This is a genomic window from Candidatus Gastranaerophilales bacterium, assembly GCA_028696075.1.
Taxonomy (GTDB): Bacteria; Cyanobacteriota; Vampirovibrionia; order Gastranaerophilales; family JAILCC01; genus JAQVHS01.
In genome coordinates, this window is the sequence record JAQVHS010000003.1 from 50,766 (window position 1) to 77,191 (window position 26,426).

29 protein-coding genes are annotated in these 26,426 nt (G+C 35.4%); 13 read left to right on the forward strand and 16 right to left on the reverse strand.

Annotated elements, in window-relative coordinates:
• Positions 1-128: 128 nt before the first annotated feature.
• The gene (locus PHX18_02865; GenBank protein ID MDD3593548.1) at positions 129-740 is read right to left on the reverse strand and encodes a carbonic anhydrase; all 612 of its coding nucleotides are present in this window, start codon (positions 738-740) and stop codon (positions 129-131) included.
• A gap of 187 nt (positions 741-927) precedes the next feature.
• Here PHX18_02865 and PHX18_02870 point away from each other — a divergent pair, with 187 nt between their 5' ends.
• Complete coding sequence (locus tag PHX18_02870; GenBank protein MDD3593549.1) at positions 928-3,303, forward strand: hypothetical protein; 2,376 nt, start codon at positions 928-930, stop codon at positions 3,301-3,303.
• Between the two features lie 117 nt (positions 3,304-3,420).
• Positions 3,421-4,038: a hypothetical protein gene (locus PHX18_02875; GenBank protein MDD3593550.1), complete on the forward strand. Its 618-nt coding sequence runs from the start codon at positions 3,421-3,423 to the stop codon at positions 4,036-4,038.
• A gap of 70 nt (positions 4,039-4,108) precedes the next feature.
• On the opposite strand, the gene PHX18_02880 is transcribed toward PHX18_02875, so the two are convergent.
• Positions 4,109-4,852: a hypothetical protein gene (locus PHX18_02880; protein ID MDD3593551.1), complete on the reverse strand. Its 744-nt coding sequence runs from the start codon at positions 4,850-4,852 to the stop codon at positions 4,109-4,111.
• A gap of 319 nt (positions 4,853-5,171) precedes the next feature.
• On the opposite strand from PHX18_02880, the gene PHX18_02885 reads away from it, so the two are divergent.
• Together PHX18_02885 and PHX18_02890 are read left to right on the forward strand one after the other, a co-directional pair.
• Positions 5,172-5,747 carry a YkgJ family cysteine cluster protein gene (locus PHX18_02885; GenBank protein ID MDD3593552.1) on the forward strand — a complete coding sequence of 192 codons (576 nt, stop codon included), beginning with the start codon at positions 5,172-5,174 and terminating at the stop codon, positions 5,745-5,747.
• A 64-nt stretch (positions 5,748-5,811) separates the two neighbouring features.
• Positions 5,812-6,960 (forward strand): FkbM family methyltransferase, encoded by a 1,149-nt coding sequence (locus PHX18_02890; GenBank protein ID MDD3593553.1) that lies wholly within the window; start codon positions 5,812-5,814, stop codon positions 6,958-6,960.
• Positions 6,961-6,999: 39 nt separating this feature from the next.
• Here PHX18_02890 and PHX18_02895 read toward each other — a convergent pair whose 3' ends face one another.
• From PHX18_02895 to PHX18_02905, 3 genes are read right to left on the reverse strand one after another with little or no spacing between them, the layout of a single operon-like run.
• Positions 7,000-7,998, reverse strand: coding sequence for a glycosyltransferase family 2 protein (locus tag PHX18_02895; protein MDD3593554.1), 999 nt, complete (start codon positions 7,996-7,998; stop codon positions 7,000-7,002).
• Entirely contained in the window at positions 7,995-9,284 is a 1,290-nt protein-coding gene (locus PHX18_02900) for a CDP-glycerol glycerophosphotransferase family protein (GenBank protein ID MDD3593555.1), read from the reverse strand. Before PHX18_02900 ends, PHX18_02895 begins: the two co-directional genes overlap by 4 nt.
• The gene (locus PHX18_02905) at positions 9,285-9,689 is read right to left on the reverse strand and encodes a hypothetical protein (GenBank protein MDD3593556.1); all 405 of its coding nucleotides are present in this window, start codon (positions 9,687-9,689) and stop codon (positions 9,285-9,287) included. It abuts the gene before it with no gap.
• Between the two features lie 120 nt (positions 9,690-9,809).
• Between PHX18_02905 and PHX18_02910 the strand changes: the two genes are divergently transcribed.
• Positions 9,810-11,087, forward strand: a complete 1,278-nt coding sequence (locus PHX18_02910) for a LicD family protein (protein MDD3593557.1) — start codon at positions 9,810-9,812, stop codon at positions 11,085-11,087.
• Positions 11,088-11,089: 2 nt separating this feature from the next.
• On the opposite strand, the gene PHX18_02915 is transcribed toward PHX18_02910, so the two are convergent.
• Positions 11,090-11,653, reverse strand: coding sequence for a DUF308 domain-containing protein (locus PHX18_02915; GenBank protein ID MDD3593558.1), 564 nt, complete (start codon positions 11,651-11,653; stop codon positions 11,090-11,092).
• Between the two features lie 162 nt (positions 11,654-11,815).
• Here PHX18_02915 and PHX18_02920 point away from each other — a divergent pair, with 162 nt between their 5' ends.
• The 3 genes from PHX18_02920 (at position 11,816) to PHX18_02930 (ending at position 13,004) form a co-directional block, all read left to right on the forward strand.
• Complete coding sequence (locus PHX18_02920; protein MDD3593559.1) at positions 11,816-12,223, forward strand: hemerythrin family protein; 408 nt, start codon at positions 11,816-11,818, stop codon at positions 12,221-12,223.
• Between the two features lie 76 nt (positions 12,224-12,299).
• Entirely contained in the window at positions 12,300-12,701 is a 402-nt protein-coding gene (locus tag PHX18_02925; protein ID MDD3593560.1) for a bacteriohemerythrin, read from the forward strand.
• A 99-nt stretch (positions 12,702-12,800) separates the two neighbouring features.
• Positions 12,801-13,004 carry a hypothetical protein gene (locus PHX18_02930; GenBank protein ID MDD3593561.1) on the forward strand — a complete coding sequence of 68 codons (204 nt, stop codon included), beginning with the start codon at positions 12,801-12,803 and terminating at the stop codon, positions 13,002-13,004.
• Positions 13,005-13,012: 8 nt separating this feature from the next.
• Here PHX18_02930 and PHX18_02935 read toward each other — a convergent pair whose 3' ends face one another.
• The gene (locus PHX18_02935) at positions 13,013-15,388 is read right to left on the reverse strand and encodes an FAD-dependent oxidoreductase (GenBank protein MDD3593562.1); all 2,376 of its coding nucleotides are present in this window, start codon (positions 15,386-15,388) and stop codon (positions 13,013-13,015) included.
• A gap of 84 nt (positions 15,389-15,472) precedes the next feature.
• Here PHX18_02935 and PHX18_02940 point away from each other — a divergent pair, with 84 nt between their 5' ends.
• A complete protein-coding gene (locus tag PHX18_02940) occupies positions 15,473-15,754 on the forward strand; it encodes a metalloregulator ArsR/SmtB family transcription factor (protein MDD3593563.1) in 282 nt (93 codons plus the stop codon).
• A gap of 15 nt (positions 15,755-15,769) precedes the next feature.
• Positions 15,770-16,519, forward strand: coding sequence for a peroxiredoxin (locus PHX18_02945; GenBank protein MDD3593564.1), 750 nt, complete (start codon positions 15,770-15,772; stop codon positions 16,517-16,519).
• A 58-nt stretch (positions 16,520-16,577) separates the two neighbouring features.
• Here the strand turns inward: PHX18_02945 and PHX18_02950 are convergent, their stop codons facing one another.
• From PHX18_02950 to PHX18_02980, 7 genes are all read right to left on the reverse strand, one after another.
• Entirely contained in the window at positions 16,578-16,799 is a 222-nt protein-coding gene (locus PHX18_02950) for a DUF2892 domain-containing protein (GenBank protein MDD3593565.1), read from the reverse strand.
• A 3-nt stretch (positions 16,800-16,802) separates the two neighbouring features.
• Complete coding sequence (locus tag PHX18_02955; protein ID MDD3593566.1) at positions 16,803-19,991, reverse strand: efflux RND transporter permease subunit; 3,189 nt, start codon at positions 19,989-19,991, stop codon at positions 16,803-16,805.
• Positions 19,981-21,063: an efflux RND transporter periplasmic adaptor subunit gene (locus PHX18_02960; protein ID MDD3593567.1), complete on the reverse strand. Its 1,083-nt coding sequence runs from the start codon at positions 21,061-21,063 to the stop codon at positions 19,981-19,983. Before PHX18_02960 ends, PHX18_02955 begins: the two co-directional genes overlap by 11 nt.
• Positions 21,064-21,077: 14 nt before the next feature.
• Positions 21,078-22,442 carry a TolC family protein gene (locus tag PHX18_02965; protein MDD3593568.1) on the reverse strand — a complete coding sequence of 455 codons (1,365 nt, stop codon included), beginning with the start codon at positions 22,440-22,442 and terminating at the stop codon, positions 21,078-21,080.
• A 12-nt stretch (positions 22,443-22,454) separates the two neighbouring features.
• Complete coding sequence (locus PHX18_02970) at positions 22,455-22,733, reverse strand: metalloregulator ArsR/SmtB family transcription factor (protein ID MDD3593569.1); 279 nt, start codon at positions 22,731-22,733, stop codon at positions 22,455-22,457.
• Positions 22,734-22,741: 8 nt separating this feature from the next.
• On the reverse strand, positions 22,742-23,062 hold the full coding sequence (gene trxA, locus PHX18_02975; protein MDD3593570.1) for a thioredoxin: 321 nt from the start codon (positions 23,060-23,062) through the stop codon (positions 22,742-22,744).
• Positions 23,063-23,148: 86 nt separating this feature from the next.
• Complete coding sequence (locus tag PHX18_02980; protein ID MDD3593571.1) at positions 23,149-23,529, reverse strand: MerR family transcriptional regulator; 381 nt, start codon at positions 23,527-23,529, stop codon at positions 23,149-23,151.
• A 151-nt stretch (positions 23,530-23,680) separates the two neighbouring features.
• Here PHX18_02980 and PHX18_02985 point away from each other — a divergent pair, with 151 nt between their 5' ends.
• On the forward strand, positions 23,681-23,914 hold the full coding sequence (locus tag PHX18_02985) for a DUF5320 domain-containing protein (protein ID MDD3593572.1): 234 nt from the start codon (positions 23,681-23,683) through the stop codon (positions 23,912-23,914).
• A 305-nt stretch (positions 23,915-24,219) separates the two neighbouring features.
• Here the strand turns inward: PHX18_02985 and PHX18_02990 are convergent, their stop codons facing one another.
• Together PHX18_02990 and gmk are read right to left on the reverse strand one after the other, a co-directional pair.
• Positions 24,220-24,477: a hypothetical protein gene (locus PHX18_02990; GenBank protein ID MDD3593573.1), complete on the reverse strand. Its 258-nt coding sequence runs from the start codon at positions 24,475-24,477 to the stop codon at positions 24,220-24,222.
• Positions 24,478-24,536: 59 nt separating this feature from the next.
• A complete protein-coding gene (gmk, locus tag PHX18_02995) occupies positions 24,537-25,094 on the reverse strand; it encodes a guanylate kinase (GenBank protein ID MDD3593574.1) in 558 nt (185 codons plus the stop codon).
• A 93-nt stretch (positions 25,095-25,187) separates the two neighbouring features.
• Here gmk and PHX18_03000 point away from each other — a divergent pair, with 93 nt between their 5' ends.
• Both PHX18_03000 and PHX18_03005 read left to right on the forward strand, forming a co-directional pair.
• Positions 25,188-25,490: a hypothetical protein gene (locus tag PHX18_03000; GenBank protein MDD3593575.1), complete on the forward strand. Its 303-nt coding sequence runs from the start codon at positions 25,188-25,190 to the stop codon at positions 25,488-25,490.
• Between the two features lie 252 nt (positions 25,491-25,742).
• Entirely contained in the window at positions 25,743-26,399 is a 657-nt protein-coding gene (locus tag PHX18_03005) for a response regulator transcription factor (GenBank protein MDD3593576.1), read from the forward strand.
• Positions 26,400-26,426: the final 27 nt, after the last annotated feature.

The window sequence follows — 26,426 nt, forward strand, 5'->3', positions numbered from 1 at the left end:
ATTCGCATTTTAATCTTACCTGTTACCCGGTCAATCTTATATAGCTGTAAATCACAAAAATTGACTATTAACTATCGTTATCTTAATTAATATTTACATTTTTGTCCGGCTGCGGCTGAAATTAGCAGCTAATTTTTAGCAGTAATTATATCTACTTTGCTTGTTTTTAAATTATAGTTGGCGCCTATTACCATAATATCCTTATTTTTTACTTTTTGCGCTATATATTCATCGTTTTTAATCAAGTCGTTAACCTGATAAATTACGTTAGATTCTATAGCGGCATCTAAAAATTCATGGTTGCAGGTTTCACAAACAATACCTTCTATTGCGGGATATATATGAGTCATTATTGACTGCATTCCGGAAGATAATTTATGAAGGGTTTTATTCTTGTAGCTTTTTATTGCCGATTGAACAGCCCCGCAATTATCATGCCCCAAAATCATCACAAGTTTAACTCCCAATGACCTCACAGCATATTCTATACTTCCCATAACTTCCTGAGAAAGGACATGCCCGGCTGTTCTTACCACAAATATATCTCCAAACCCTGCATCAAATATAATTTCTATAGGAACCCGAGAGTCTGAACAGGATAAAATCACTGCAAAAGGACGTTGTTCATGCAGCAGCGAATCTTTTGTTTCCTGACATCTGTTTGGATGGAGGGATTGATTTGCAACAAATCTTTTATTTCCTTCTAATAACCTGTCTAAAGCTTCTTGCGGTTTTATCATAGTTACCTGACCTGTATATCTGCCCGTTTGAGAAATTATAGCATAATTGAACAAAAATTAATCAGTCTGATTGTTATTTTCAAAATTTGTAAAGTTTTGTAATAGTTGCCGTCAAAAGCTTAAAGTTTTTAAACAATTTTGCCGATAAGAAGTTTAATCTGAATAAATTCGAAGGAAAGGGTACACGATGGCGGTTTTGAAAATCGGTGCAGAATTTGTTGTAAATGGTTATCAAAGTATTATCTTATCTAAAGATAAGACTCAAAATGTGGCTGCTTTTGCCTCTATAAACGGTATTTCTACTAAAGAAGCACAAGGTATACTTGAAGCAGCACCCGGTTTTAATACTTTTATTGCCGCATTTTTGAATCCCCAAGAAACAGAAAATGTGGTTGCTATAGGTGATTTTGATGAAAATGATACCGCACAAACTGATTCTATATCAAATAAGTATGCTAATTACAGATTTGTAAAAACTTTAAATGAAAACGGCTGCTCGTTCACTATAGGCGCAGACAATCTTGAGAATTACAAATTTATCTATAAAATTTCAGGTAAAACCATAACTATTGAGGCGCAGAACTGTGAATTTGTAATTAATTCTGTTGCACAGGCGGGTATGACTGTAATTATTAACGGTAGTAACTGCATTGCAAACATGCCCGTTGATTTTAAGTCTGTTACCAACAATGCTGCCGGCGCTACACTTAACATGAATAATTCTTCCAATACGATAATTAATAACGGAGAGAATGCCGTTATTAACGGTGGAAGCGGGAATAATACTATTACAAATAATAAAAAGGCAGCAGGTACCGTAATAAATGCGGGAGCCGGTAATGATACGGTTGTCAATCAAGCGGCTAATGTAACAATTAACGGCGGCGATGGTAATGATACTATTACAAACGGCACTCAAGCTACCGGTGTAACAATTAACGGCGGCAAAGGCAATGATGTTATCAAAAATAATGCTGCTAATATATTTATTAACGGCGGAGAAGGTATAGATACAATAACTAACACTGCAGGCGGTAAAGGAGCTGTTATCAATGGTAATGAAGGTAATGATATCATTACGAATCATGCTCAAGGCTCCAATATACATGGTAATGCAGGTAATGATACAATCACAAACAATGCCCAAAGTAGCGTTATTTACGGTGATGAGGATGCCGATAATATTACAAACAGCGGCAAGGATTCTATTGTTTATGGCGGCAGCGGTGATGATAATATTAAAAACTCGGGCAGAGCCGCTAAGGTTTTTGGTGAAGAAGGCGATGATTATCTTGAAAATAGCGCTGCGGAGGCCGTTATTAATGGCGGTGCCGGTAATGATACTATGCTTAATACGGGAACCTCAGCTGTTATCAATGGTAATGAAGGTGACGACAATATAACTAATAAAGGCTCCAGCTCAACTATTAATGGGGATGTTGGCGCTGACATTATTATTAATTCGGGAGCTAAAGCATTTTTAGACGGCGGAGCCGGTAATGATACTATTACAAATAGCGTAGCTGGTGTTACGATTGTGCATGGCAGAAATGATATTATTAACGGTAAAGTTGATAATATAAATGTTGCGGTAGGTTTGGACGATGATGGAGGTACTATAGAAGAAACTGCTACGGATAGTCCAACAACACCGACTTCAACCGATAAAACTACCACCGATAGTACGAAGTCTACTTTGAAATCCGAGCTTTTAGCCCAGGTAGCAGCAAGTCTTTCTAACTCAATACCTGCTACTTTGTCAGGTGTTACTAAAGAACTTGCCGAAGTTACGGCTAAACTTGAACCTTTAAAATCAGAATTGTTAACAAGCATGACAGCAGGAAATGATTATCAATCTTATCTTTTAGAACAAGAGATAGCTAAACTTGATAAAAGAATGAATGAATTGTTACTTGCCCAGGAAAAGCTGAAAGCTCAACAAGAAGGACGCACTATAACAAATGAAGAATTAGCGCTCAAAATGTTTCTCTTGGATTTGAAAAACAATCAGGAAAGTATTGTTTATTCAGAAGCATTAAATCTTTATGAGACTCTTAACAGCGAACCTATGAAGTCACTTTCACCTTTATCCGATACAAAGAAAAATTATATAGAGGCTGTTATGGATAAACTTGGAATTCTCTATAAAACATCAGAAGCAGCTGCAACCCGTTCGACAAGTATGCAAAATGAAGATGAAAAATCTTATAATACGGCAATTCGTCAGCAAAATTCTCTGCATTATGAAAATAAGCTAGCGGCAATAAAATTACAAAGGTTGTTAGCTCAGGCAAATGGCAAGACTGTAAGCGAAGAAGACAGAACCAACCTTGTATTTAAAATGGATTTGGAGTTCCAAATTGAACAATTGGAAACTAAGTTAGCGGAGTTTGAATATAAAAAAGCACAGTTAAAAACACAAAAAGCCGCAGCTGAAGCCAACAATGATACTGATGCGATTGCTAAATTGTCTGAGCAGGAAGCGGAATTAAACTCCTCTATTACCTCAACAGCAGCCTCTATAGCAAATTATCAATCAACTTTGTTCCAGTATCAAAGCTAGACGGTATTCTTTTTAATGTAAATTTAAGTAAATTTATTTGGAATTTTTATTGAATAATTCCTGAGAAAATGTATACTACAATGTTAGTAGGCATTGAGGCAGTTCAGGAGTTAGAGGATGCAAATAAATAGTGTTAATTTGGTGGATAACCGTAGAAATACAGCTTTTAAAGGATTATGGAAAGTTAAAGGAGCAGAAAATGCTTTGGACAATATAGCGGAAGCTTTGCATTCCAGCAGTAAACATTTTTCCAACCATTTTCAATTTTTAAGAATAAGGCTTGAATCATCGCCATTACCGCCCCTTGCTAAAGCTTTGAAGTACCCCTCATCTCAAGAATTAATTGACAATAAATCATTGCAAAAGATAGAAGATTTATTGCTTGACCAGATTTCCCTGCGGCAGCATGGCAGACCTGTAAATAATACTCCTAACGGCTTTGTAGACCTTTTTGTTACAAATGAAGACAGAATAAATGTTGAAACCAGAATGGCAAGTATATTGCAGGATTCCTATCAGACTTTGAAAAATAATATAAGTGAAATAATGAAGAAATACTTCGCTAATAAACGTAAAATAGATGCGGGCAGACCCATTGAAGATTTTGTCGTAGCAGCGCTTGAGAAACATACTCCTGTCAAAGTAAATAATGTTTTGTTTTACAGAAATCCGAATGAAGTGCTTTCAAATATAAATTTGGGACACTTTGATTTTGTTCAAGGCGTTATTACGTAGCATTTTCATATTTATAACAAAAAAGCCTTAAGATTATCTTAAGGCTTTTTTATTGTTACTGTTAAAGGTATTATTGTGCAGGATTATAAATGACCATAGCTTGATTAAGCTGAATAGGTATTTCTTTACCTGCTTTAGCTTTATAGTGTAATCCCGGTGTGATTACACCGATAAGAAGTCCAACGCCGCCGCCTACGGGCATACCTATCGCTAAACAGCCTGTTGCAGCGTTACCTGCAGCAGCACCAAATGCCGCTCCGAGTCCTGCACCTACTCCAAACAAGCCCACTGTCCAGATAACGGGTTTTGCTACGGTAGCCCAGCCTGAGCGTTGAAGGATATTGTTTTTGGCATAAACACAAGCGCCCATCTCACAAATTTTTGAATTAGGCACCAATATTTCGTTAAAACTAAGAACAACTTTGGCATTTTTATTAAACCATTTTGGCGGGGTATAAGAAGTTACCACGCCGATAATTTGTGTTCCGCAGGGCAGAAGCATTCTTCCTTCTGTGGTAGATAGACCTTTGGGGAGGTTAAAGATAATTTTGTCGCCTGTTTGCAGTCCTTTTGTTGTAAAATCCTGGGCAAAAGCTACCTTAAAAACGTCTCCTTTGTTGATAATTGCTTTATAGTTAGTTATCGTAACTAAATTAGAGGACACATTTTTTACGGCAGGAAGATTTTCCATTTTAATAACTCTTTCCGGCTCTACTTGTGCAGTATCTGCCGGGGTTGCAAAGGCTAATGAGGAATAAGAGATAATAAATACAGCTAATAATACTGTTGTAATGAGCTTTTTAAACTTATACATAGTCCGGTTCTCCTTTCTTGAAAACCTAAGTAAATTCTGTTGCAAATCCATTATAAACTATTTTTCAAATTATGAGAATGTTTTTTTGTATTTTTAGAAAATAATATTCTACTGGGTAGAAGAAATCGAAACCACAAATCCTGTTTGGAAAATATTCTCTTTTATTAAAAGAAATACACCAACTTTTGTAAATTTTTATGACTTGCCTACTCATAAAGTACACGGAGTTATAACCAGGATAGAAGCCAAAGATAAAAAATAACGTCATTTTACATAATGTATTTTCTCCCATTTTAATTTATATGCTAAACTTATTATTATGTCTAACTATTACGAACGATACTTAAATCTGATAGATAAAAAAGTTGAAGGTTTTTTTGAGCAGCAGGCGCCTTATATTAAATGTAAAAAAGGATGTTCTTATTGTTGTGAATCAGGAAGTTATCCTATAACGGAGCTTGAATTTAAGTATATGCGTTTAGGTTTCAGCAAATTAGACAGAGTTAAGCAAACTCTTGTTCTTCAAAATATTAGAAAAATTAAACAAGGGCGAAATGATAACGAAGATGAATTTTTATACCAATGCCCGTTTTTAATAGACAAAATTTGTTGTATATACGAGTACAGGGGCTTAATTTGCCGGGTATTCGGATTGCCGTACTTTGACAAAAACGATAAATTAAAATTGCCTGCCTGTATTGGTATAGGTTTAAATTATGCAGAAGTACTTGACGAAGAAAAGAAAATGCTTTCGATGGAAAAGGTTGAGAAATTAGGGTTTTCGGTAACCCCTGTGGCATTTAACCTCAGTTTGGATACTCTTTTGAATAATGAGGCTGTCAAAACTTTGAATCTGAATTTTGGTGAACAAAAAATGCTTGTTGATTGGTTTTAGCGTTATAATTTGCTATAAAATTCAAAAAGATTTATTATGGAATCACAGATAGAGGGAGAGAGTTATGTTTAAAAAAAATCCATATAAAAAGCTGTTTCAGCAAATTAAAAAAAATTCAAAAATTGTGCTTTACGGTGCAGGTGATATTGGAAAAGCTATAAAAGATAATCTTGCAAAACAACGTAAAGATGTGGAAGTTGTTTTTTTTATTGATACTTCCAGGAAAGGTGTTTTTGAAGGACTTCAGGTGATTTCTCCTTTTGATTTGAAAGATTATAATGATAAATATGACCAAATTATTATAGCTTCGAATCATAATAGGAATGACATGTACTTGGTTTTGACTGCGCTTAGGGTAAATCGGAAAAAAATCGTTAAAGTACCCTTGGATGGAGTATTGAGAAGTATTCAAGATGAAAAAATTAATAATGCATTAAAAGTTTTCAAAGAAAATAGTGATAAAAAGTTATATAAGTTTGTGTCAGAAGTTCAATTAAAAACTAAAAATAAAGAAAAACATGTAAACAAAATCCGAGAACGTTTTAAGGGGTTCAAAGAGTTAGTAGCGGGTATTTATCCGGAAGAGCAATATTTGGAATACACGAATAAAGATGCTGTAGAAGTTGCTATTGACGGCGGTGCGTTTAACGGTATACACGCCTTGATATTTTTATCAGAATTTAAAAACGTAAAAAAAATCTATTCTTTTGAACCTAATTATGAAGATTTTAAAGCACGGTTTAATTCCGACATTAAAGCACGTTTAATAGAAAGCAGTCCTAATATTGAATTAGTCGAAAAAGGTCTTTGGATAAAAGAGGATGTATTAGAGTTTAAGAGTGTAGCAACAAATAAAGCAGCTTCATGTATATGTGATGCAAAAGATTATACTCGTTATGAAGGAGATATTTTAAGAATTAAAACAACTTCCATAGACAAATTTGTGAAGGATAATAATATAGAAAAGATTGATTTTATAAAATTGGATGTAGAAAATTCCGAGATAAAAGTTATTGAGGGAGCTAAAAATACAATTCTAAAGGACAGACCTCAAATGGCTATTTCGATTTACCATTCACCTGAACATTTTCTTCAAATTCCAATTATTCTTGATGAATTGTTAACTGATTATGTTTTCAGGTTAGGACACTATTCGGAAAATTATTGCGAAACAGTTATGTATGCTATTCCAAAAGAATTGTATAAGGCATGAACGCCTGTCGCATAATTTTTATTATATTATCTGAAAAAATTAATTAATATGAGATTTAATTGCAATACTTATCAACTTTATTTTAAACATTAAATATGATAAATTTAAAATAAAATAAAATCTCGCTGGAATATTCTTCCTTTCAGTAAAATATTTTGGGTAGGTATTATAAATATGTCTAAATAATTTTTGTATAGAATAATGATAACATTTTTTCTTATCATTGGTTGCTTTTTTGTAGTAACAAAGACCTTGCATTATTTTATAATCCAGATATGAATACATAAAATCATCGCAAGTAGTAGATTCTTTCAGTATATCTTCACACATATAAAATATTTCTATAAATGCATGAATATTTTTGCCTGCGGAATATGAAACACTATTAGGATGTACCCTGTAATTGTAGAGATATTTATTTAAACAACTGATTTTTTTTGCACTAATCATTGCTTTTATATAGAATAATGAATCTTCAATAAATTTATGACTTGAATATTTAATATTTTCTCTTATTAAAAACTCTTTCCTGTAGATTTTGAAAGGAAGGGCGGTGGTTGAAAAAATAATATCTTGGGCATCTAAAGGAGAAAAAGTGTCTTCGCCGAACATTGAATACATCGATGTTATGTATTCAACGGGCATTCTTGCATTATCACTTTCATAAAAACGATATGTATTAAAAATAGTTATGTCACTACCGTCACCTGAAATTTTATTATACATTAACTCCAAAGCATTAGGCTCTAACCAGTCATCACTGTCTAGGTAAAATATGTATTCTCCTTCAGCTTTTTTTAGCGCTAAATTCCTTGCTACACCCTGTCCCTCATTTTCTTTACTGATAATTTTTATGCGGCTGTCGCGCGCTGAATATTTTTCCAGAATCTCTAAAGAATTGTCCGTTGAACCGTCATTTATACAAATCAACTCGAACTCATTTAGAGATTGATTTAAAACAGATTCTATTGCCTGAGCTAAATATTTAGCGGAATTAAATATCGGCATTATAATAGAAATTTTTATTATATTGTTCATAATATTCCTAATTCTTTTTTAATATCATCCAGTATATTTTTTGCTGCATAAGAATTTTTAAAATCAAGCTCTTCAAGAAGTTCCAGTCGTTTATCCTTTAGCGGGTCTTCTTTGTCGATAAGGATTTTATCCAACGATTCTTTAAGCTCGTCATTATTCCATACTCTATAGTAAGTTCCTAAAATCTTTTCAACAGAAGAATTATATTCTTTTGCGTATTTTGAAGCGAGATGAATAACAGGCTGCCCGGTCATAAAATACTCAGTTAAAAATGAGCCGCAATCGGTTATCAGGGCAGAAGATTGCATAAATAAATCCAGATAATCGCCTGTTTCATAACACATTCCTATTTTTGCCCATTCATTGTAGTAGTCTGCAATTTCTTCTTTAGACATAATTTTAGTTAAAGTACCTTTTAAACCGGGGTGAGGTTTAAATATCCAAGTTATTTCAGGGTGTTTTTTTGCATATTGGAGCATGAATTGCCCGGTTTCTTTGAATGTTCCCCATCGTAACATTTTGTTTTCTAAAAATGACCAATGCGGGGCATATATGACGTATTTTTTTTCTTCAAATTTATTTTTATTTAAATAAAAATAATCCAGTTGAGGATGACCTGCTACTCTGAGATTTTTGCCCTTATTTGACATATTCTGTGCATAGTAATTGTGAATAAGCTGGTTTAAAACATAATGTGCATGGATATATCTATGAAATCTTAAATAATATTCATTCTCACCTAAAGCAGTAGCCACAAAATAAGGGACATAATAAGTTAATGCAAATGCTGAACACATAACAGGACCCTGATTTTTATGTACATACCAAGGCGCTTGATAAATTATTATGTCAGGATTGAATTTCTCAAGAGGAATAAATTCATCCTTTTGCCAATCATATCCTATTTCAAGCCGCATATTCTTATTTCTGAAAAAATTATATACTTTTTGAGTATACCAAGGCGGCATATAGCTTAGTATGTATTCTTTTTTTGCACAATTCTTGGTAGCGATAATGACGGGTTCAAAATTCTTGTCTTGTTCCATCAAATCGTACAAAGATTGGCACTTCCATTTTGATTCATCATAAACGTGGAAAACCACCTTTAAAGGACGTTTTTTAGCTTCTGTCTGTAGTCTTTTTAGGACTTTTTTTGAATTGCTTTCAATATACCTGCAATTTTGATGAACTCTAAATCCTTCAAAAAAAGTTCTTATTTGTCTTTTAAACCCATACGGGGTAAAAAGCTCTATTGTTTTGCCGATTTTATCATAAGGAATATACATTTAATTCTTTGACCAAATTTTTTCCAATAACTTAAGTATAGGTATTTTTACCAACGGAATAATTTTTATTTTTGAACGGTTAAATTCTGTATGATAAAAATCTTCTATAATTTCCGAATACTCCAGCGCTGCAACGATTACATAATCAGGGTTATATTTCGGTATTTTGTCTTTTGGAATTATTTTATACCCAAGATGCATTTCTCCCTCTTCTTCCGGGGAAAATTTTTTATCAGAAATACCGATTATATTAAGACTCGAAATGTTGTAGTTGTCTTTAATAAACTGAAAGAGTTTACCTGTTCCGTAGATAATAATACTTTTATTTTTAAATTTCTTTTTTAAACGAGAAAAATGTTTATCAAATTTTACTTCTTTTAAATACTCTTTAAATTCATCTTCCATATATTATCCTCTTGCTACTATCATATCAAATCTTATAACATTCAACAACTTCTTAATAATCTTGAAAAATATTTTATATTATAAGATAATTCAACTGGTCAGTAAAATTCAAAGATTAATATGGATTATAAAAAACATTTTAAAAAAATTAATGCTGAAAAGCAAATAAAAAAACTATCAAAAAAATATGCTGACAAAAAAATAGTAATTTATGGTGCCGGGTTGTATTTTAGCGAGTTACAAAAACACTGCGACTTGTCTGCGCTAAATATTATAGCGCTGTGTGACAGAAAATTTAGTAATAAAGGTATCCAAGACTCCACGTATAAGACAATTTCACCAAAAGAATTATACAATTTTGATTGTGATATTATTCTTACGGCTGTATTAGAAAGCGAAACAATTATAGATCACCTGAGATATGTCATCCTTGCAGGCGGTTCTAACTATAATATAGAAATTATTCCTATATTAAAAAATTCTTTTTGGTCAAATTTACTTAGCTCCTTAACTAAAAAACATGAAAATAAAGAAAAAAAACTTTTTGAAATGTATCAGACTAATACTCTACAGCTAAAATTTTTACAAAGCATAATACAACCCGAGTACTTAAAGCCCGCAGGCGGTGAGATTAGAGAATTTCAACTTAAAACTTTTAAATTTTGTCATAATATGCTAAAAGATTTTGAACAAAATGATATAAAATATTTTCTAACTTGCGGTTCTTTACTGGGCGCTATAAGGCATAGAGGTTTTGTTCCATGGGATGATGATTTTGACATAGGAATGATGCGAGAAGATTATGAAAAAACAAAACTTTTCTGCGAAAAGAATTTTATTAAGATGGATTTAAGTACAGTTAGTATTAAAGATAAAAATTTATATCCTCTTTGGCAAAAATATTTCAAAGAATACCCAAAACAAATTATATATTCCATAGATCAACATCATATCCAAATTTTCAGAGGAAAATCTATTGAAAATTATGAAAATATAGATATATTTTGCCATGATTATTATGCAGAGGATTATTACGAAAAAGAACACTCAAATTATTTGCAAAAAATTAACAGAGATACACAAATTTTGGAAAATTATCAACTGATGTATGATTTCTTGCAAAAAGAAATGAAAAATAATCCTGATATTGTTCAGTCAAGCAATAAAATATACTACAGTATAGACGACTGGCTTTCTTATTTTTTCCCTATGAGAGGATTTTTCACCAAAGACATGATTTTTCCCCTTAAGCAGCTTGAGTTCGAAGGCGAACTGCTTTATGTGCCTAATGATTACCATGCGTATATGAGTCTTCAATATCCGAATTATATGGAGATGCCTGAAGATATGAGGTTTTTGGTTCATAAACTCAACAGAAAAAAATATATTAAAAATTAATTCTATTTCCGCAGGGTGTTTTTCACCCCCAAAGAAGTGCTGTAGATTGTTATTAAAGATACACCCGTAAATACCAAACTTACACCGACCAATATACCTAAAACCCAAAGTGAAGATTCAGGCAGTGCAGCGATTATGTATACTCCCAGCCCCAGCTGTATCGCGGCTGCAAAGAAGTTTACCCACCAGTATTTAAAGATGTTTTTGACTTGAATAGCGAAAGAAAAAGAGCTTGCACTCTCCAGTATAAAATATAACGCCACCATAATTGTCAGCAGCATTAAATTCAACGCAGGGTGCATAAATAAGTAGCTGCCTATAACTATGGCAAGTATCCCTATCCCCATATCAAGAAAAACATGGTGCAGGTATTTAAAAGAGGCTACGGCGTTCACAAACTTCGCTATACCCAGGATTATAAAAATTACACTGATTAGCATAGACAATGCCAAAGTGCTGAAAACCGGCAATACCAAATCTAATATCCCCAACAATAAAAATAAAATACCTTCAATTAAAATAAAAGTTAAAACTTTTTCGCTGAAATTTTCTATTATGTTATTCATATTTTCTCCTTTTGTTCTCTTATTGATTTTAAGCGCTTATAAAATATATGGGTATATCCTCTAAGATAGGAACAAAAGAGCAGTTAATACAAAAGAAAATTGACAAAAATTGAAAAATACGCTAATTTATTACTCTGTACAGGTAATTGAGGTAGTAACCGCATGATACAATGGAGTGAAAGACTTAAATTAGGTATAGATATTTTAGATGAACAGCACAAAGAACTTTTTGTTGTAACAAACAGGTTGCTTGAAGCATTTAAAAAAAATAACGCCCAAGACCAAGCTTATGAAGCAATTTGTTTTCTTGAAGAATATGTAATCAAGCATTTTAGAGCGGAAGAATTTTATTTCAGCAAATTGCCGTATCCTGATAAAGATAACCATATCAGGCTGCACAAAGAATTTCAAAGAAAGATTGAAGATTTTAAAAACAGGCACTTTAAAACAGGTATTACGCCTGTGGCAGCAAAAGAAATTTCCTCATATCTTTTGGATTGGTGGGTTTATCACATTGAAAATGTTGACAGAAAATACGCTGACCTTCAAGCCAGAATTCGTTATCGCTAATTGTTAATTACTGTTTGACAAAATCTTCAAAATAAGATAACTTATTGCTTTAGTGTATTAGACGGTTGAGGGAATTATGCTTCAGTGGAATAACAGGCTTAAATTAGGCATAGATATGATAGATGAGCAGCATAAGCAGATTTTTGTTGTAACGAATAACCTGCTTGACGCTTTTAAGCGAGGAAGCGGGCAAGATCAGGCTTATGATGCTATTTGTTTCCTTGAAGAGTATGTTAAAAAGCACTTTCAGGCGGAAGAATTTTATTTCGGCAAATTAAACTACCCCGAAAAAGAATATCATATTAGGTTGCACAGAGCATTTGAAGCTAAGCTGGGCGAGCTTAAAGATAAACACAGAAAAATGGGTATTACAAGAGCGGCAGCAAAAGAAATTTCTGACTTTTTAGTTAACTGGTGGGTTTCTCATATTCAAAACGTTGACAGAAGGTATGCTGATTTAAATGCAAGAGTTCGCTAGTTCATTTGTAAATATTTATTAAACACTAATATTATATTTGTATGTTTTATTGACCTGCTTGTGTTAGTATTTAAACATAAACTAACCAGGGGAGTAAGCATGAGAACGTTTATCTTTTTGCTTGGAATTTTGATGTTATTAACCGGTTTTGGAATGTTTGTTTTTGAATCCAATGCACAAAACGTACCTGTTATTGAAAACAGGTCGGGATGTTGCTCGCACCATGGCGGAGTATGCGGCTGTTTTAAAGGCAGAGCTCAGTGCTGCGACGGTACACTTAGTCCTAGTTGTGGATGTGATTAATGTTAGTTTTATATAAACAAGTTTGAGCCGGCGCCAATGCTTTTTGATACGTATTTAGCCACGCCGCCGATTTCTACACCATCTATAAGTTCTTCCCGTTTAATACCCATTACGTCCATAGACATATTGCAGGCAATGAACTTGACCCCTGATTGTTGAGCTTGTTCTATAAGTTCATTTAATGTTGAGATGTTTTTATTTTTCATAACCCATTTCATCATAATTGAACCGGCTCCGCCCATATTCATCTTGGACAGGGTAAGTTTGTCGGCGCCTTGCGGCATCATCATAGAAAACATTTTGTCTATCAACCCTTTTTTTACATTTACGTTGGATTTTCTTAATATATTCAGCCCCCAAAAAGTGAAAAACAGTGTTACATCACACCCGCTTGCTTTGGCTCCGTTTGCTATTATAAATGCTGCTAAAGCCTTGTCTAAATCGTTAGAAAAAACAACTATAGTTTGACTGTTGGATTTTTCATTATGTAGGGCAACAGGACAGGCATTGCCTTTTTGGATAATTGCCTTAATCACCTTATCTTTTTGCTCCAGGCTTAAAAGGGTATTCCCCGTCATTTCGCACCAGGCTTCAACATCGGACTTGAAACCTTTGTCGGTTGAGGTTATTTCTAAAAGTTCATTATCCTGCAGCTCATTTATTTTAGAAGCAAGTCTTACAATAGGTCCGGGGCATTGCAGACCCGTAGCATCTATTTTTACTGTTGATTGATCACAACAGTATGTAGTTAAACATTTATCTTCTTTTTTTTTAACGATTGCTTTGCTATTTTTTGTAAGTTCTTTGTATAGTTCAACGCCGCCTGCCAAAGAATAAATATTATCAAAACCTTTTTGATTAAGAATTCTTTCGGCTACATAGCTTGTGTAGCCTGTATTACAGAATAAAATCACTTTTTTATCTTTCGGCACCTCGTTGTATCTGCTTCTTAATTCATCTATGGGGATATTTACAGCTCCTTCAACGGTGCTTATATTAAATATGGCGGAAGGTCTTATATCAATTAAATATGCTCCATCTAAATCTTCATCAAAAGCAGGTTTGATATAATCGTTCAGTATATTCTCGGCATTCATTCCAAGTACGTTTACAGGGTCTTTTGCGGATGAATAAGGCGGAGCATAACAAAGTTCACTATCGAGCATTTCCTGCACTGTGCCGTTGTTTCTCATAACTGTCGCTATAACATCAATTCTTTTTTCTACCCCTTCCTGCCCTGCTGCCTGTGCGCCAAGAATTTTGCCCTCTTGCGTGAATAAAAGTTTAAAAAGAGTCTGTGTGGAATTCGGATAATATCCCGCAAAAGAACGGCTGTAAATAATACTCTTAAGATAAGGGATATTTTTAGCTTTTAATTGTTTTTCGTTGTTACCGCAAGAAGCTACGGTAAGGTCAAAAACTTTTAGTACGGCAGTTCCCTGAGAATTTTTGTATGTAGAATTGCCTCCCGAAATATTGTCGGCAATAATTCTTCCCTGACGGTTTGCAGGTCCTGCCAGAGGGATTAAAGTTTCATCCCCTGAAACAAAATCCCGCACTTCCACGCTGTCACCGCCTGCGTAAATATCAGGGTCCGCAGTTTGCATAAATTCGTTAACTTTCAGTCCCTTGTTCACTGCCAGCCCTGCTTCTTTAGCCAAAGTCGTTTCGGGGCTAACGCCTATAGCCATAATTACAATATCAAATTCAACCTCATTACCTGAGTTTAAAACAATTTTATTTTCATAAAAACGTGCTACACCGTCAGAGAGTATAAGTTCAACCCCGTTATCTCTCATTTCATTTTGGGCAACTGCAGCTGCTTCGTAGTCTACGGGCGCTAAAATTTGATTTTGAAGCTCTATAAGCGTTGTATCAAGACTCATTTCAGCAAGGTTTTCCGCCATTTCAATCCCTATAAAGCCGCCGCCTATAACCACTGCTTTTTTCACATTGTTGTTCTTGATAAAGTTTTTTATCCCATCTGCGTCAGCCAAAGTCCTTACCGTAAAAACCTTGCTTCTATCCATACCTTCAAACGGCGGAACTATGGGGTTTGCACCTAATGCAAGAACGAGCTTGTCGTAAGAAATCAATTCTCCGTTTTGCAGTTCCACATTTTTGGCTTCACGGTTGATTTTTACAACTTCCGAGTTTAATTTAACATCAATATTAAACCAATCTTTGAATTTTTTAGGGTTTGATACAAGTATTTTGCCCCTGTCATTAATAACATCCGAGCAATAATAGGGTAAACCGCAATTTGCTATGGAGATTTCGTTAGTTTTTTCTAAAATTAGAATTTCGAAGGTTTCATCCAATCTTCTTAATCTTGCCGCACAGCTTGCCCCGCAAGCCCCGCCGCCTATTATTACTGTTTTCATATATTTCTCCTAATTACATGCTTGCCAATATTCATATTTTATAATATTATAATAACCTAATATTATAAACAAGGAAATAAAAATATGCAAGTTAATGATTATGTGAAAATATTTGATGCACTTTCACATCCTATAAGGCTAAAGATTGTTTGCGGGCTTGTGCATGCAGAACGTTGTAATGTAGGTACAATGAGCCAAAGACTCGGGGTATCGCAGTCTTTGATTTCACAGCATGTGAATATTTTAAAAAATGCTGAAATTATTAAGGGCTACAGAGAAGGGAATGTAATCTGGTATAAACTTGAGAATGATTTGGCGAGAAAACTTTTGACAAATATAGAAATTAATATATGTGATGAAAACTAGATGAAAGGAGACACTATGTTTAAAAAAATTATTCTATCTTTATGCGTTATGTCGTTTTTAATGCTTGGTGCAAATGCAATGCCTTTAATAGGTGATGATGCTCCTGCATTTACGGCGAAAACTACACAAGGTGTGGTGAATTTCCCTCAAGACTACAAGGGTAAGTGGGTCATTTTATTTTCTCATCCTGCTGATTTTACCCCTGTGTGTACAACGGAGTTTATGACTTTTCAAAAAATGATGCCTGAATTTAAAGCTCTAAACACAGAGATTATCGGGCTTTCTATTGACAGTCTTTATGCTCATATGGCTTGGTTTAGGACAATCAAAGAAAAAATTGAATACAAAGACATGAAAAACATGGAGATTACTTTTCCTTTAATTGAAGACATTAAGATGGATGTTTCAGCTAAGTACGGTATGGTTCAGCCCAATGTATCAACAACGCAGGCAGTGCGTGCTGTTTTTATAATTGACCCTAATGCAAAAGTAAGAGCGATTATGTACTACCCTGCTTCTGCGGGAAGAAACTTCCAGGAAATTAAACGGTTGCTTATTGCTTTACAGACTTCTGATGCGTTTGGAGTGGCAACTCCTGCCGATTGGCAGCCCGGCGACCCTGTAATTGTTCCTCCGCCAAACTCTTGCGGCGTTATTAAAGAAAGAAACGCAAAACCTGACCCGGCAGTAACATGTAACGACTGGTTTATGTGCTTCAAAAAATTGCCTAAAGAAACTATTTCACAAAAGTTATTGAAAAAATAAAACAACTTTTCTAATACTTCAAAGAGGGTTTTTAAACCCTCTTTTTTTATCCGTATATTTAATTGTCTTTAGGCTTAACACCCAGTTTAACAAGAATATTTGCCATTATACAAAAGCCGCTCAGCGCAAAAATAATAAGATTTATGCCTACAAGAGCCGTTAAAATAAGCCAATACTCGCTGAAAAAGTAAGCCAAAGCCAAGCTTAACAGAACCATTACACCTGCGATAAGATAAATAATTCTTTCTAAATACCAACTGTCGGTTTTTGCCATATACATAATTTAATTCTCCTTTTTTGAAAATATTTCATAGTAAAGAACAGGAACAACTATAAGAGTTAAAATCGTAGCCACAACAGCGCCGAACATCATAGCAATAGCAAGCCCCTGAAATATTGGGTCAAAAAGCATTACAAACGAGCCTACAACAACCGCCAGAGCCGTTAAAAGTATTGGTCGAAATCTTACCAGTCCGGCTTTTATAACAGCTTCTTTAAGCGCTGTACCTTCTTGCGTTTCAAGGTGTATGAAGTCAACCAACAGGATAGAGTTTCTTACAATAATTCCAGAAAGCGCTATGAATCCTATCATAGAGGTTGCCGTGAAAAACGCCTGAAATATCAAATGTCCCGGCAGTATTCCCACAAGTGTAAGCGGTATAGGCGCCATAATTACAAGCGGAGTTACAAAGTCCTTAAACCAGGCCACAACAAGTACATAAATCAACACCAGCACGGCTGCAAAAGCTATACCCATATCCCTGAAAACTTCAAGTGTAATATGCCACTCACCATCCCACTTCACGGAATATTCACTTTCATTATCAGGCATTGCAATATTTAATTGCTTTAGTTTTTTGTCGTTATCAAGTTTCAGTTTAGAAATTATGTTATTCATATCAAGAACAGCATAGACAGGGCTTTCTATCTCTTTCGCAACATCTCCTGTTACATAAGTTACTCTTCTCATGTTTTTATGATAGATAGTTTGTTCCTGTTCGCCTGTTTCTTGTTTAACAAGTCCTGAAACAGGAATTAACCTGCCTGTTTGTGCCGGAACAGTTATACTGGTTAAAGCATTGATATCACTGCGCTCTGATAGCGGCATTCTTAAAAATATTTCGACAGGTTCTTTTTCTTTATCAAAATGCACCAGACCTGCAGAAGTTCCGCCAAGCGAGGTTTTAATTGCCTGCGAAATAATATCCGTACTGACTCCGTTTAGGGCCGCTTTTTCTTTATCGGGTATAAAGGTGATTTTTGTCTGAGGGTCTTCGACATACCAGTCTACATCTACAATTCCTTTTACCTTAGTAAAGATATCCTTTATTTTGCCCGCAATTTCTACCTGTTTCTCAGGGTCAGGACCGTAAACCTCTGCTACAAGCGTGCTTATGACGGGAGGACCGGGCGGAATTTCCGCTAATTTAACGTTAGCATTGTATTTTACACCTATTTTTTGAAGTTCGGGGCGCATCATTTTTGCCAAATCATGGCTTTGTTTGTGTCTGTCGTGTTTTGGCTTTAAGTTGACCTGAATATCAGCTTCGTTACTGTTTGAGCGTAAAAAATAGTGCCTCACCAGTCCGTTGAAATTATGTGGAGCTGATGAACCTACATAAGTTTGATAATTTATGACTTCCGGGATTGTATTTATATATTTGCCCAAAGCTTGTGTTACCGCGGCAGTTTCTTCTAAGGTAGAGCCTTCCGGCATATCAACAATTATTTGAATTTCGCTTTTGTTATCAAAAGGAAGCATTTTAAATTGAACCAACTTAAGCGGAACTAACATAAATGCAAGGATTAGCAAACCCGCGATAATTTTCATTGAATTGAGGCGCTTGCCTCTGTTTTCAACAAGCGGGGTTAAAATGTGTTTGTAAATTTCAACCATTTTACCGTCTTGATGTTCTTCATGGTCTTCGCCTTCGTGCTTTTCATCTTTCAGGACTATATAGCTTAGCCATGGGCTTACAATGAAGGCTACGAGCAAAGAAAATATCATTGCTGCAGAAGCTCCTATCGGTATAGGGCGCATATAAGGTCCCATCAGTCCGGATACGAATGCCATAGGAAGCAAAGCCGCTACTACAGTGAACGTTGCTAAAATAGTGGGATTGCCGACCTCGTTAACGGCTTTAACGGCTGTTTTTATGCTTGCACCTTCAAGTTTGAAGTGCCTGTGTATGTTTTCAACGACAACAATTGCGTCATCTACCAAAATTCCTATCGAAAATATCAAAGCAAAAAGCGTAACCCTGTTGAGGGTATAGCCCATCAAAAAACTTATTAATAATGTAAGAGAAAGAGTTACAGGAACCGCAACCGCCACAACAAGAGCTTCTTTGCGCCCCAGAAAAAATGCAATTAAAGCTATTACGGAAATGGTTGCAATAAGCATATGGCTCAAAAGCTCGTCAGACTTTTCTTTGGCGGTTTCACCGTAGTTTCTTGTAACTGTTATATTGATATCGTTTGGGATTAGATAACTTTTCATGTTTTCAATTTTTGCCAAAGCCCTGTGAGAAACATTGGTTGCATTAGTACCTTTTTTCTTTGACAAAGATATTGTAACAGCTTCGTTTGAGCCGGTTTTGTGGTCATAATTAAATACATAATTAACCGGTTCTTCTGCTGTATCTTCCACTTCGGCAACATTTTTGAGATAAACAGGCATATTGTTGTTCACACCTACTACAAGGTTTCCCAGTTCTGTAGAGTCTTTTATAAATCCGCCTGTATCTACTATAAATTCTTTATTGTCAGACTGTACCCTGCCTGAATTGAGTAAAAAATTCGACTTTTGAATAGCCTGCATTATCTGAAAAGTACTAAGGTTATACCCTTGCAATTTTGCAGGGTCAAAGGTTACTTTCACCTGCCTTTTTTGCCCTCCGGTAACGCTTACTTCTGATACATCACCGTCTTTTTTCAGCTCATCGGCTATTTCAGCTGCCACACGCCGCAGCTCGTAGCCTGTAAAATGCTTGTTATTACTTGACATTGTCAAAGCCAAAATAGGCACGTCGTCAATGGAGCGGATTTTAATTAACGGCTGTGATACACCTTGGGGTATTCTGTCAAAATTGGAATACAGTTTATTATAAAGCTTGATGGTGCTGTCTTCGGCGTTTTGACCTACCTGATAACGTACAATGGTTAAATTCATGCCGGGTTTGATTATAGAGTATACATATTCTACACCCGGAATCTCGGAAATAAGCTGCTCCATAGGTCTTGTAACACGTGCTTCTACTTCCTGAGCCGTTGCGCCGGGATATTGCACAAACACATCTGCCATCGGTACAACTATTTGCGGCTCTTCTTCTCTGGGCGTAACAACTGTAGCAAAAACTCCCAGGATTATTGATGCCAGAATTATCAAAGGTGTTAACTTTGACTGTATAAACATTTGGGCTATTTTGCCCGAAACTCCTATTTTGTCTTTATTTTCTTCATTATTTGTCATTTATTTTTCCGCCATCTATTGCTTTAACTGCTCCAACAGTGATTATTTTATCTCCGTCATTCAACCCTGACAGTACTTCTATGTTTTCGCCGTAAGTTTTCCCTGTTCTTATGAGTCTGTAGGAAATAGTATTTTCATCATCAACGGTGTAAACTCCGGTGAGTTCGCCTTTTTGAATAACCGCAGTTTTTGGTACAAAAATGGCGGTTTTTGTGGCTATGGGAATATTTATTTTTGCAAATTGTCCGCCTGTTAAGCCTGCAGCATCTATTTTCGCTTTAAAAGTCCTTGTTGAAGGGTCAATATATTTAACTACTTTTGTAATTTTGCGCTGCAGGGTCTTGTCTCCGATTTCCAAGGAAACCGAAATACCTTCTTTTACCTTGTCCAAATAACTCTCGTCTATATTTGCCACAAGCTCTTTTTCGCCGGGAGCTTCAATAGCAATCAGCGGCTGACCTTGAAGCGCTGTTGTTCCTGCGTCTATATATTTTTGCGTTACTATGCCTGAAACAGGCGCTGTTACTCGTGAATAACCCTGGTAAACTTTAACTTCCCCCAACCCTGCCTGTGCTTGCTGAACTCCTGCCAAAGCACGTTGATATTCGGAAGCGGCAATATTTTTTTGGGTTGAGTATTGGTCAAACTCTTGTTTGCTTATAACTTTTTCGTCATAAAGGGTTTTATACCTTTGGTAAGTTTTTTCCGCCATTTTCATATTTTGATAGGCAGAATCCGCAGTCATTTGTGCGGCTTTAATTCCCGCATTTGCCCCTGATGCTTTTTGAGCTAAATCTCTTGCGTCAATAGTTAAGAGCAGCTGCCCCGACTTAACGGTATCACCCTCCTGCACAGCTGTTGAAGTAACCCTGCCGTTAAGCATTGCTGATACAACGCTGTTTGTCTTGGATTTAACGGTTCCTGACGTTGTATAAAAACTATCTGCGCTTTTCTTGGTTACTGTTTCAATCTGTACTCCTGATACTAAAGGCTGCAGGGGTTTTTCGGAGTGGTGCGAACAGCCTGCCGAAACTATTGTGCTTAATGCTATTATCAGTAATAGTTTTCTCATTTTTTATTTCCTCTTTATTTTGTATTAAGTGCCAATTCTTCGTTTAATACTCCGCTTTCAAAGTACAGATTGATTAATTGGGCTTTTAGCTCGTTATTGCTTTTCACAAGATTGGCTCTTGCTCTGTCTAAATTGGTTTGAGAGTCCAATACATCCACAAACGGCGACAAGGAACTTTGCCACCTTTTTGTGACAAGCCTGTTGCCTTCCTGTGCCGTTAGTAATGCGATTTGAGCCAGTTCAAAATTTTTATTGCTCTCCTCTACACCGCTAAAGGCCTCGAAAACTTTAAAATCAATTGCGTTTTTGAGGGCTTCTAAATAAAATTCCGCTTCCTGAACCTTATCTTTGGCTTTTTTTGTTTCGTAGTTCCTTTTCATACCGTCAAAAGCATCCCAATGAAGATAAGCGCCCATTACGTAGTTGTTGCCTTCTGCCCCGAACGGATAGTTATTTTGATATAAATTGTACGAAGCATTGAGATTTAGAGTGGGGAACCAGTCCGCTTGCGCCAATCTTACGCCGTTTTTGGCATTTTGTACGTTAATTTCCAACGCTTTTAAGTCGTTTCTTTGCAGCATAAAATCTTTGTAATAATCAATGGTTTTTAAATCCAAAACAGGAGTATTATTAGATATTTCAACATTTGTTTTTCTGCCCAATAACATTCCCAACGAACGTTTGGCAACTTCCAGATTTTTATTCGCACTGACTAAACGCTGCTGTGCTTCCGATAGTTCTGTTTTCGCCCTCAATACATCCGAATAAAGCCCCAACTCACTTTTGTAGCGCAATTGCGCAATTCTTAAATGCTCCTGTGCATCCTTTACGCCCTGCTGAGCGGCTTTAACGTACTCTTGCGCCGTTCCTGTTTGAAGGTAGTTTTGGGCAACGTTTTTAATTAATTCATCCTGTTTCCTCAAATACACGTGGGCATTTGCACTATATTGTGTTTTTGATATTTTTAGCGCTACCAAAGAAGTTTTGTTAAAAACAGGAACCTGTACCAACCCGTAAGTCATAAAATTCGTTATATTACCGGGGTTGTTGAAGGAGCCGGGCGCACCTGCGAAATCAGCGGAGGTTAAGCGTCTTTGGTTTAATTTTAGCCCGAATACCTGAGCAGGGTTGTTTGTAGAAGCAAAATCTTCGCCAAAACTGACCCTCGGCAAAAGATAGCTTCTTGAAATACCGATATCTTTTTCAGAAGCCGACAGCGCTGCTTTCATAGCCATAAGTTCTTTGTTGTTTTCAAGCGCAATGAGGATAGCCTCATTAAAATCAACGGGTTTCTGCACAGCGCCTAACTCCTCTGCAAAAACCGTTGTGCTTATAAAAATCACCGCTAAAGCTAAAATTATTCCAAATATCTTCTTCATTTTTTCAAATCCTCAACGATTTATGACGTTTAAAGCTTTAAGTATATTTTTAGTTTCTTCGTCCACAACACGGTAGCATATTTGCGTACCGTGCCTGTAGCCTTCAATTACTTTAGCATTTTTTAAAACAGCAAGATGCTGCGAAACATTAGGCTGTGCCAGTCCAAGTTTTTCTGCCATAAGATTGACGTTGCACTCCTTCTTTTCAAGCAGTCCCAGGACTATTTTCAGCCTTGTTTCGCAGGCAAGTGCTTTGAAAATATTCACTATTTGGTCTAAATCAGTGTCCATGATATCGCCTAAATGTACTTGCTGAGAATTTGGTCAAGCTGACCTTTGGAATGCAGCCCGACAAGTCGTTCTACAATTTCGCCGTTTTTGAAAACCAAAAGAGCAGGAATGCTGGATATACCGTATTCTGCAGCTTTATCGCGGCTTTCATCTACATTCATTTTTGCTATTTTAGCTTTGCCTGCGTAGGCGCTTGCCATTTCTTCCATAACGGGAAGTTGTTTTCTGCATGGTCCGCACCAGTCTGCATAAAAATCAACCAGGACAGGCATGCTGCTGTTTTTTACTTCTGAGTCGAAAGTTGAATCGTTTAACAAAATTGCGTTCATAATTAATCTCCTTTATTATATAAGTATATTCTAATATGCTAATATTAGAATATTACCATATTTTCTAAAAAAGTCAATACCTGCTCTTACTTTTCTCTTAAAAATACTTCACAATGAGAGCAAGTTTTCTCACAAGTGCGTTGCGAAAATTCCCAGCATCTTCTTTTTCTTCCGTTCAGTTCTTTACATTGTTTGCGTTTTTCGGGGTTGCAGTCTTTTAGTTTCCAACATGGAGTGAATTCAAGCAATTTTTTAATCCCCGGAATACTTATATTTTCATCATGTATTAATTTTCTTAAACATTCTATTCTGATTAAATCATTTTTTGAATAAAAACGTTTCCCCCCGCTTCTTTGTGTGGAGATTAAACCTTCTGCTTCATAAATCCGTAATGTTCTGGGATGTAGATTTAAAATTTGAGAAGCAACACCTATTGAATATACGGGTAAATCATCATCAACCTGCATTTTATCCTCATGGTTAAACTATCTTATAAGTAAGTATATATTATCTTTTTGTGAGTTGCAAATTTAATAATTTATTCAACTTGACAATTTGAATTGTCAAGTCTATAATATAATCCTAAATACATTGGATTTGATAAAAAAGGAGGTTATTATGCCAAGACGTAACGGAACAGGTCCTATGGGCCAAGGAGCAAGAACAGGCAGAGGGCTGGGCTGCTGTGAAGCAAGCGGACAAGACACAACCGTTGGAAGACAGGGAAGAAGACAAGGACAAGGACAAGGTAGCGGTAGGGGCGCTTGTCAAGGTTTAGGTAAGAGTTTTAGACATGGCTGTAATAAGCCCGATACCACAACCGATAACAACAATAATAATTCTTCTCAATAAGACCATTTTTTACATAAGTAATCTTTATTGAATATATCGAAACGATATTTATTTAAAATAAATTTAACAAAAGAGCCGTATTCTTCACCTCTAAAATGCTGTCTTGGGTTATGCGACTCGTCGGAAAATTAATCGTTTCTGACTTACGTGCTGGATTGGGTTTAGCCCACAATGGTTAGCATATAATGCTCTAAAATCAGGCAACAATACGATGTGCTTCAACACGCCTCAAACAGTGGCTTGTATTGTAATTCCTCAACCTTCATCGGAGCCGCTCCGGACGGGTTCACCTTAGCAGAATTCCGCTACCAACTGGTTTTAGGTTTAAATTTTTCTCTGATATTAATTATTTCCTGAACAACATCAAATAAAGGAGCATAAGCTGTTTGATCGCCTGCATCTGTTCTTTCGCTCAAAACAGCATGTTTTTGCTTAAGAACAGCAAGCCTTTGGTCCAATTCCCGCACAACTTCAGGGTTCAATCTGTTTGCTCTGTTAAAATTATTACCCGGTCTTATATTGTTTGCATACTTATAAACGCTTCTTGTTACAGCACCAATCATCTTTTATACTCCTTATACGCCATTCATACTTATAATAAATACGTACAAAAAATATTTTGCTAGTTGTTTTTTATAAAGTTTGTTACATCCTCAACAGCTTTGTTTAAGTCGTCGTTAATAAGTCTTACATCAAAAATTTTAGAAATTTTAAGCTCTCTATCTACCTGTGCAAGGCGTAAATCAAGGGCTTCTTGAGTTTCTGTATTACGGTTAATCAATCTTGATTTTAGCTCTTCAATATCAGGAGGCAAAATAAATATCATTTTTACATCAGGAAAAACTTGTTTAACCTGCAGGGCGCCCTGTACTTCTATTTCAAGAATAAGATTTTGCCCCTCATTCAAGGCTTTATCTACGGTGGATTTTAAAGTCCCGTAATAGTTTCCTGCAAACTCCGCCCACTCTATAAGCTCATTATTTTCAATTTTCTTACGAAAATCTTCTTTGGTTAAAAAATAATAAGAAACCCCTTCTATTTCACCTTCTCTTGGCGCTCTTGTTGTAGCTGAAACAGAAAGCTCTATATCAGGATTAGCGGACAGAATTTCTTTTACTATCGTACCTTTGCCCACACCGGATGGACCGGCTATTATAAATAGTTTACCTTTTTTATCCATAGATTCTCCATACTTTTATTTATTTTAGCAAAAAATAGCAATAAATAATAATATTTAGTTTTTATTGGACTATAATAAGGTAAGATGTGTATCATGGGTAAAATGTTTAAAAGTTTAATAAATAAATTCACACAACTTCGTCAATTTGGCAAAAACCAAAAAGTTTTAGAAAATACAGATGTTTCGACAATAAACAGAAGGGCTGTTTTTGGCATAACTGATACATCGGCTATAGCTAAAGCAGGACTTGTTAAGCCAAAACTCCATGCTACGGTGGTTAAACCGGAGAAAAAACACCCTGTTGCCCGTGCTGTAAGTGATTATATGACAACCCTTAATATCGATTATGCAAAATACCCCTATTATAACCAGCCGATGAGGTTAAAAATTCATTAAGAAAGTGGTTTATTTTTATTTTTTAGATATTTATTAGGGTCTGATAATATATATTATGTACAAAAGCGAAAATTAAACCCGTTTGCTTGTGTTTGCATATAGGATTTTAAGGCAAATAGATATTTCGTGAGGTTTATCCTTAATTGTCAAACTTAATATACACATTTTAACAATATTTAATACAATGTCTACAACATAGGGTAATGAAAATACGAATCAATCACTTTAGACTATGATTAAAGGAGAGAGAATATGAGTGATACAACTAAAATACTTATAGCAGAAGACCATAAGCTTTTAAGGGTAGGATTAAAGGCTATTTTGGATGATCATGAGGATTTAGAAGTTATAGGGGAAGCTGAAAACGGCAAAGATGCTGTTAAACAATCTATGGAAACTCACCCTGATATCGTGCTTATGGATATAGGCCTGCCCGAAATGGATGGTATTCAGGCTGCCAGGAAGATTAAAGAATTTGACAATAATATAAAAATAATAATTCTGACCTCTCACCAAGACCCTAACGATGTAAATAATGCGATAGAAGCCGGAGTAAATGCTTACGCACTGAAAGATATTAAGACTGAATATCTGATTATGGTTATAAAAACTGTCAACGAAGGTGCTATTTGGTTTGACCCTAACATTGCACATCTTATTAAAAATAAATCCGTAGGTTCAAAATTTAATTCAAAAAAAGAATTTAAAGAAAACCATGCTAACCTTACAGAGAGAGAATATGAGGTTTTGAAACTCATAGTTGACGGGATGTCAAATATGGAAATAGCAAAAACCCTTAATATCTCTGAACATACGGCAAAAGCACATGTTTGCAATATTATTCAAAAAATGCTTGTTGACGACAGAACACAGGTTGCAGTCAAGGCAATAAAAGAAAATCTCATCTAAACCTTATCTTGTTTAAATGAGATTGTT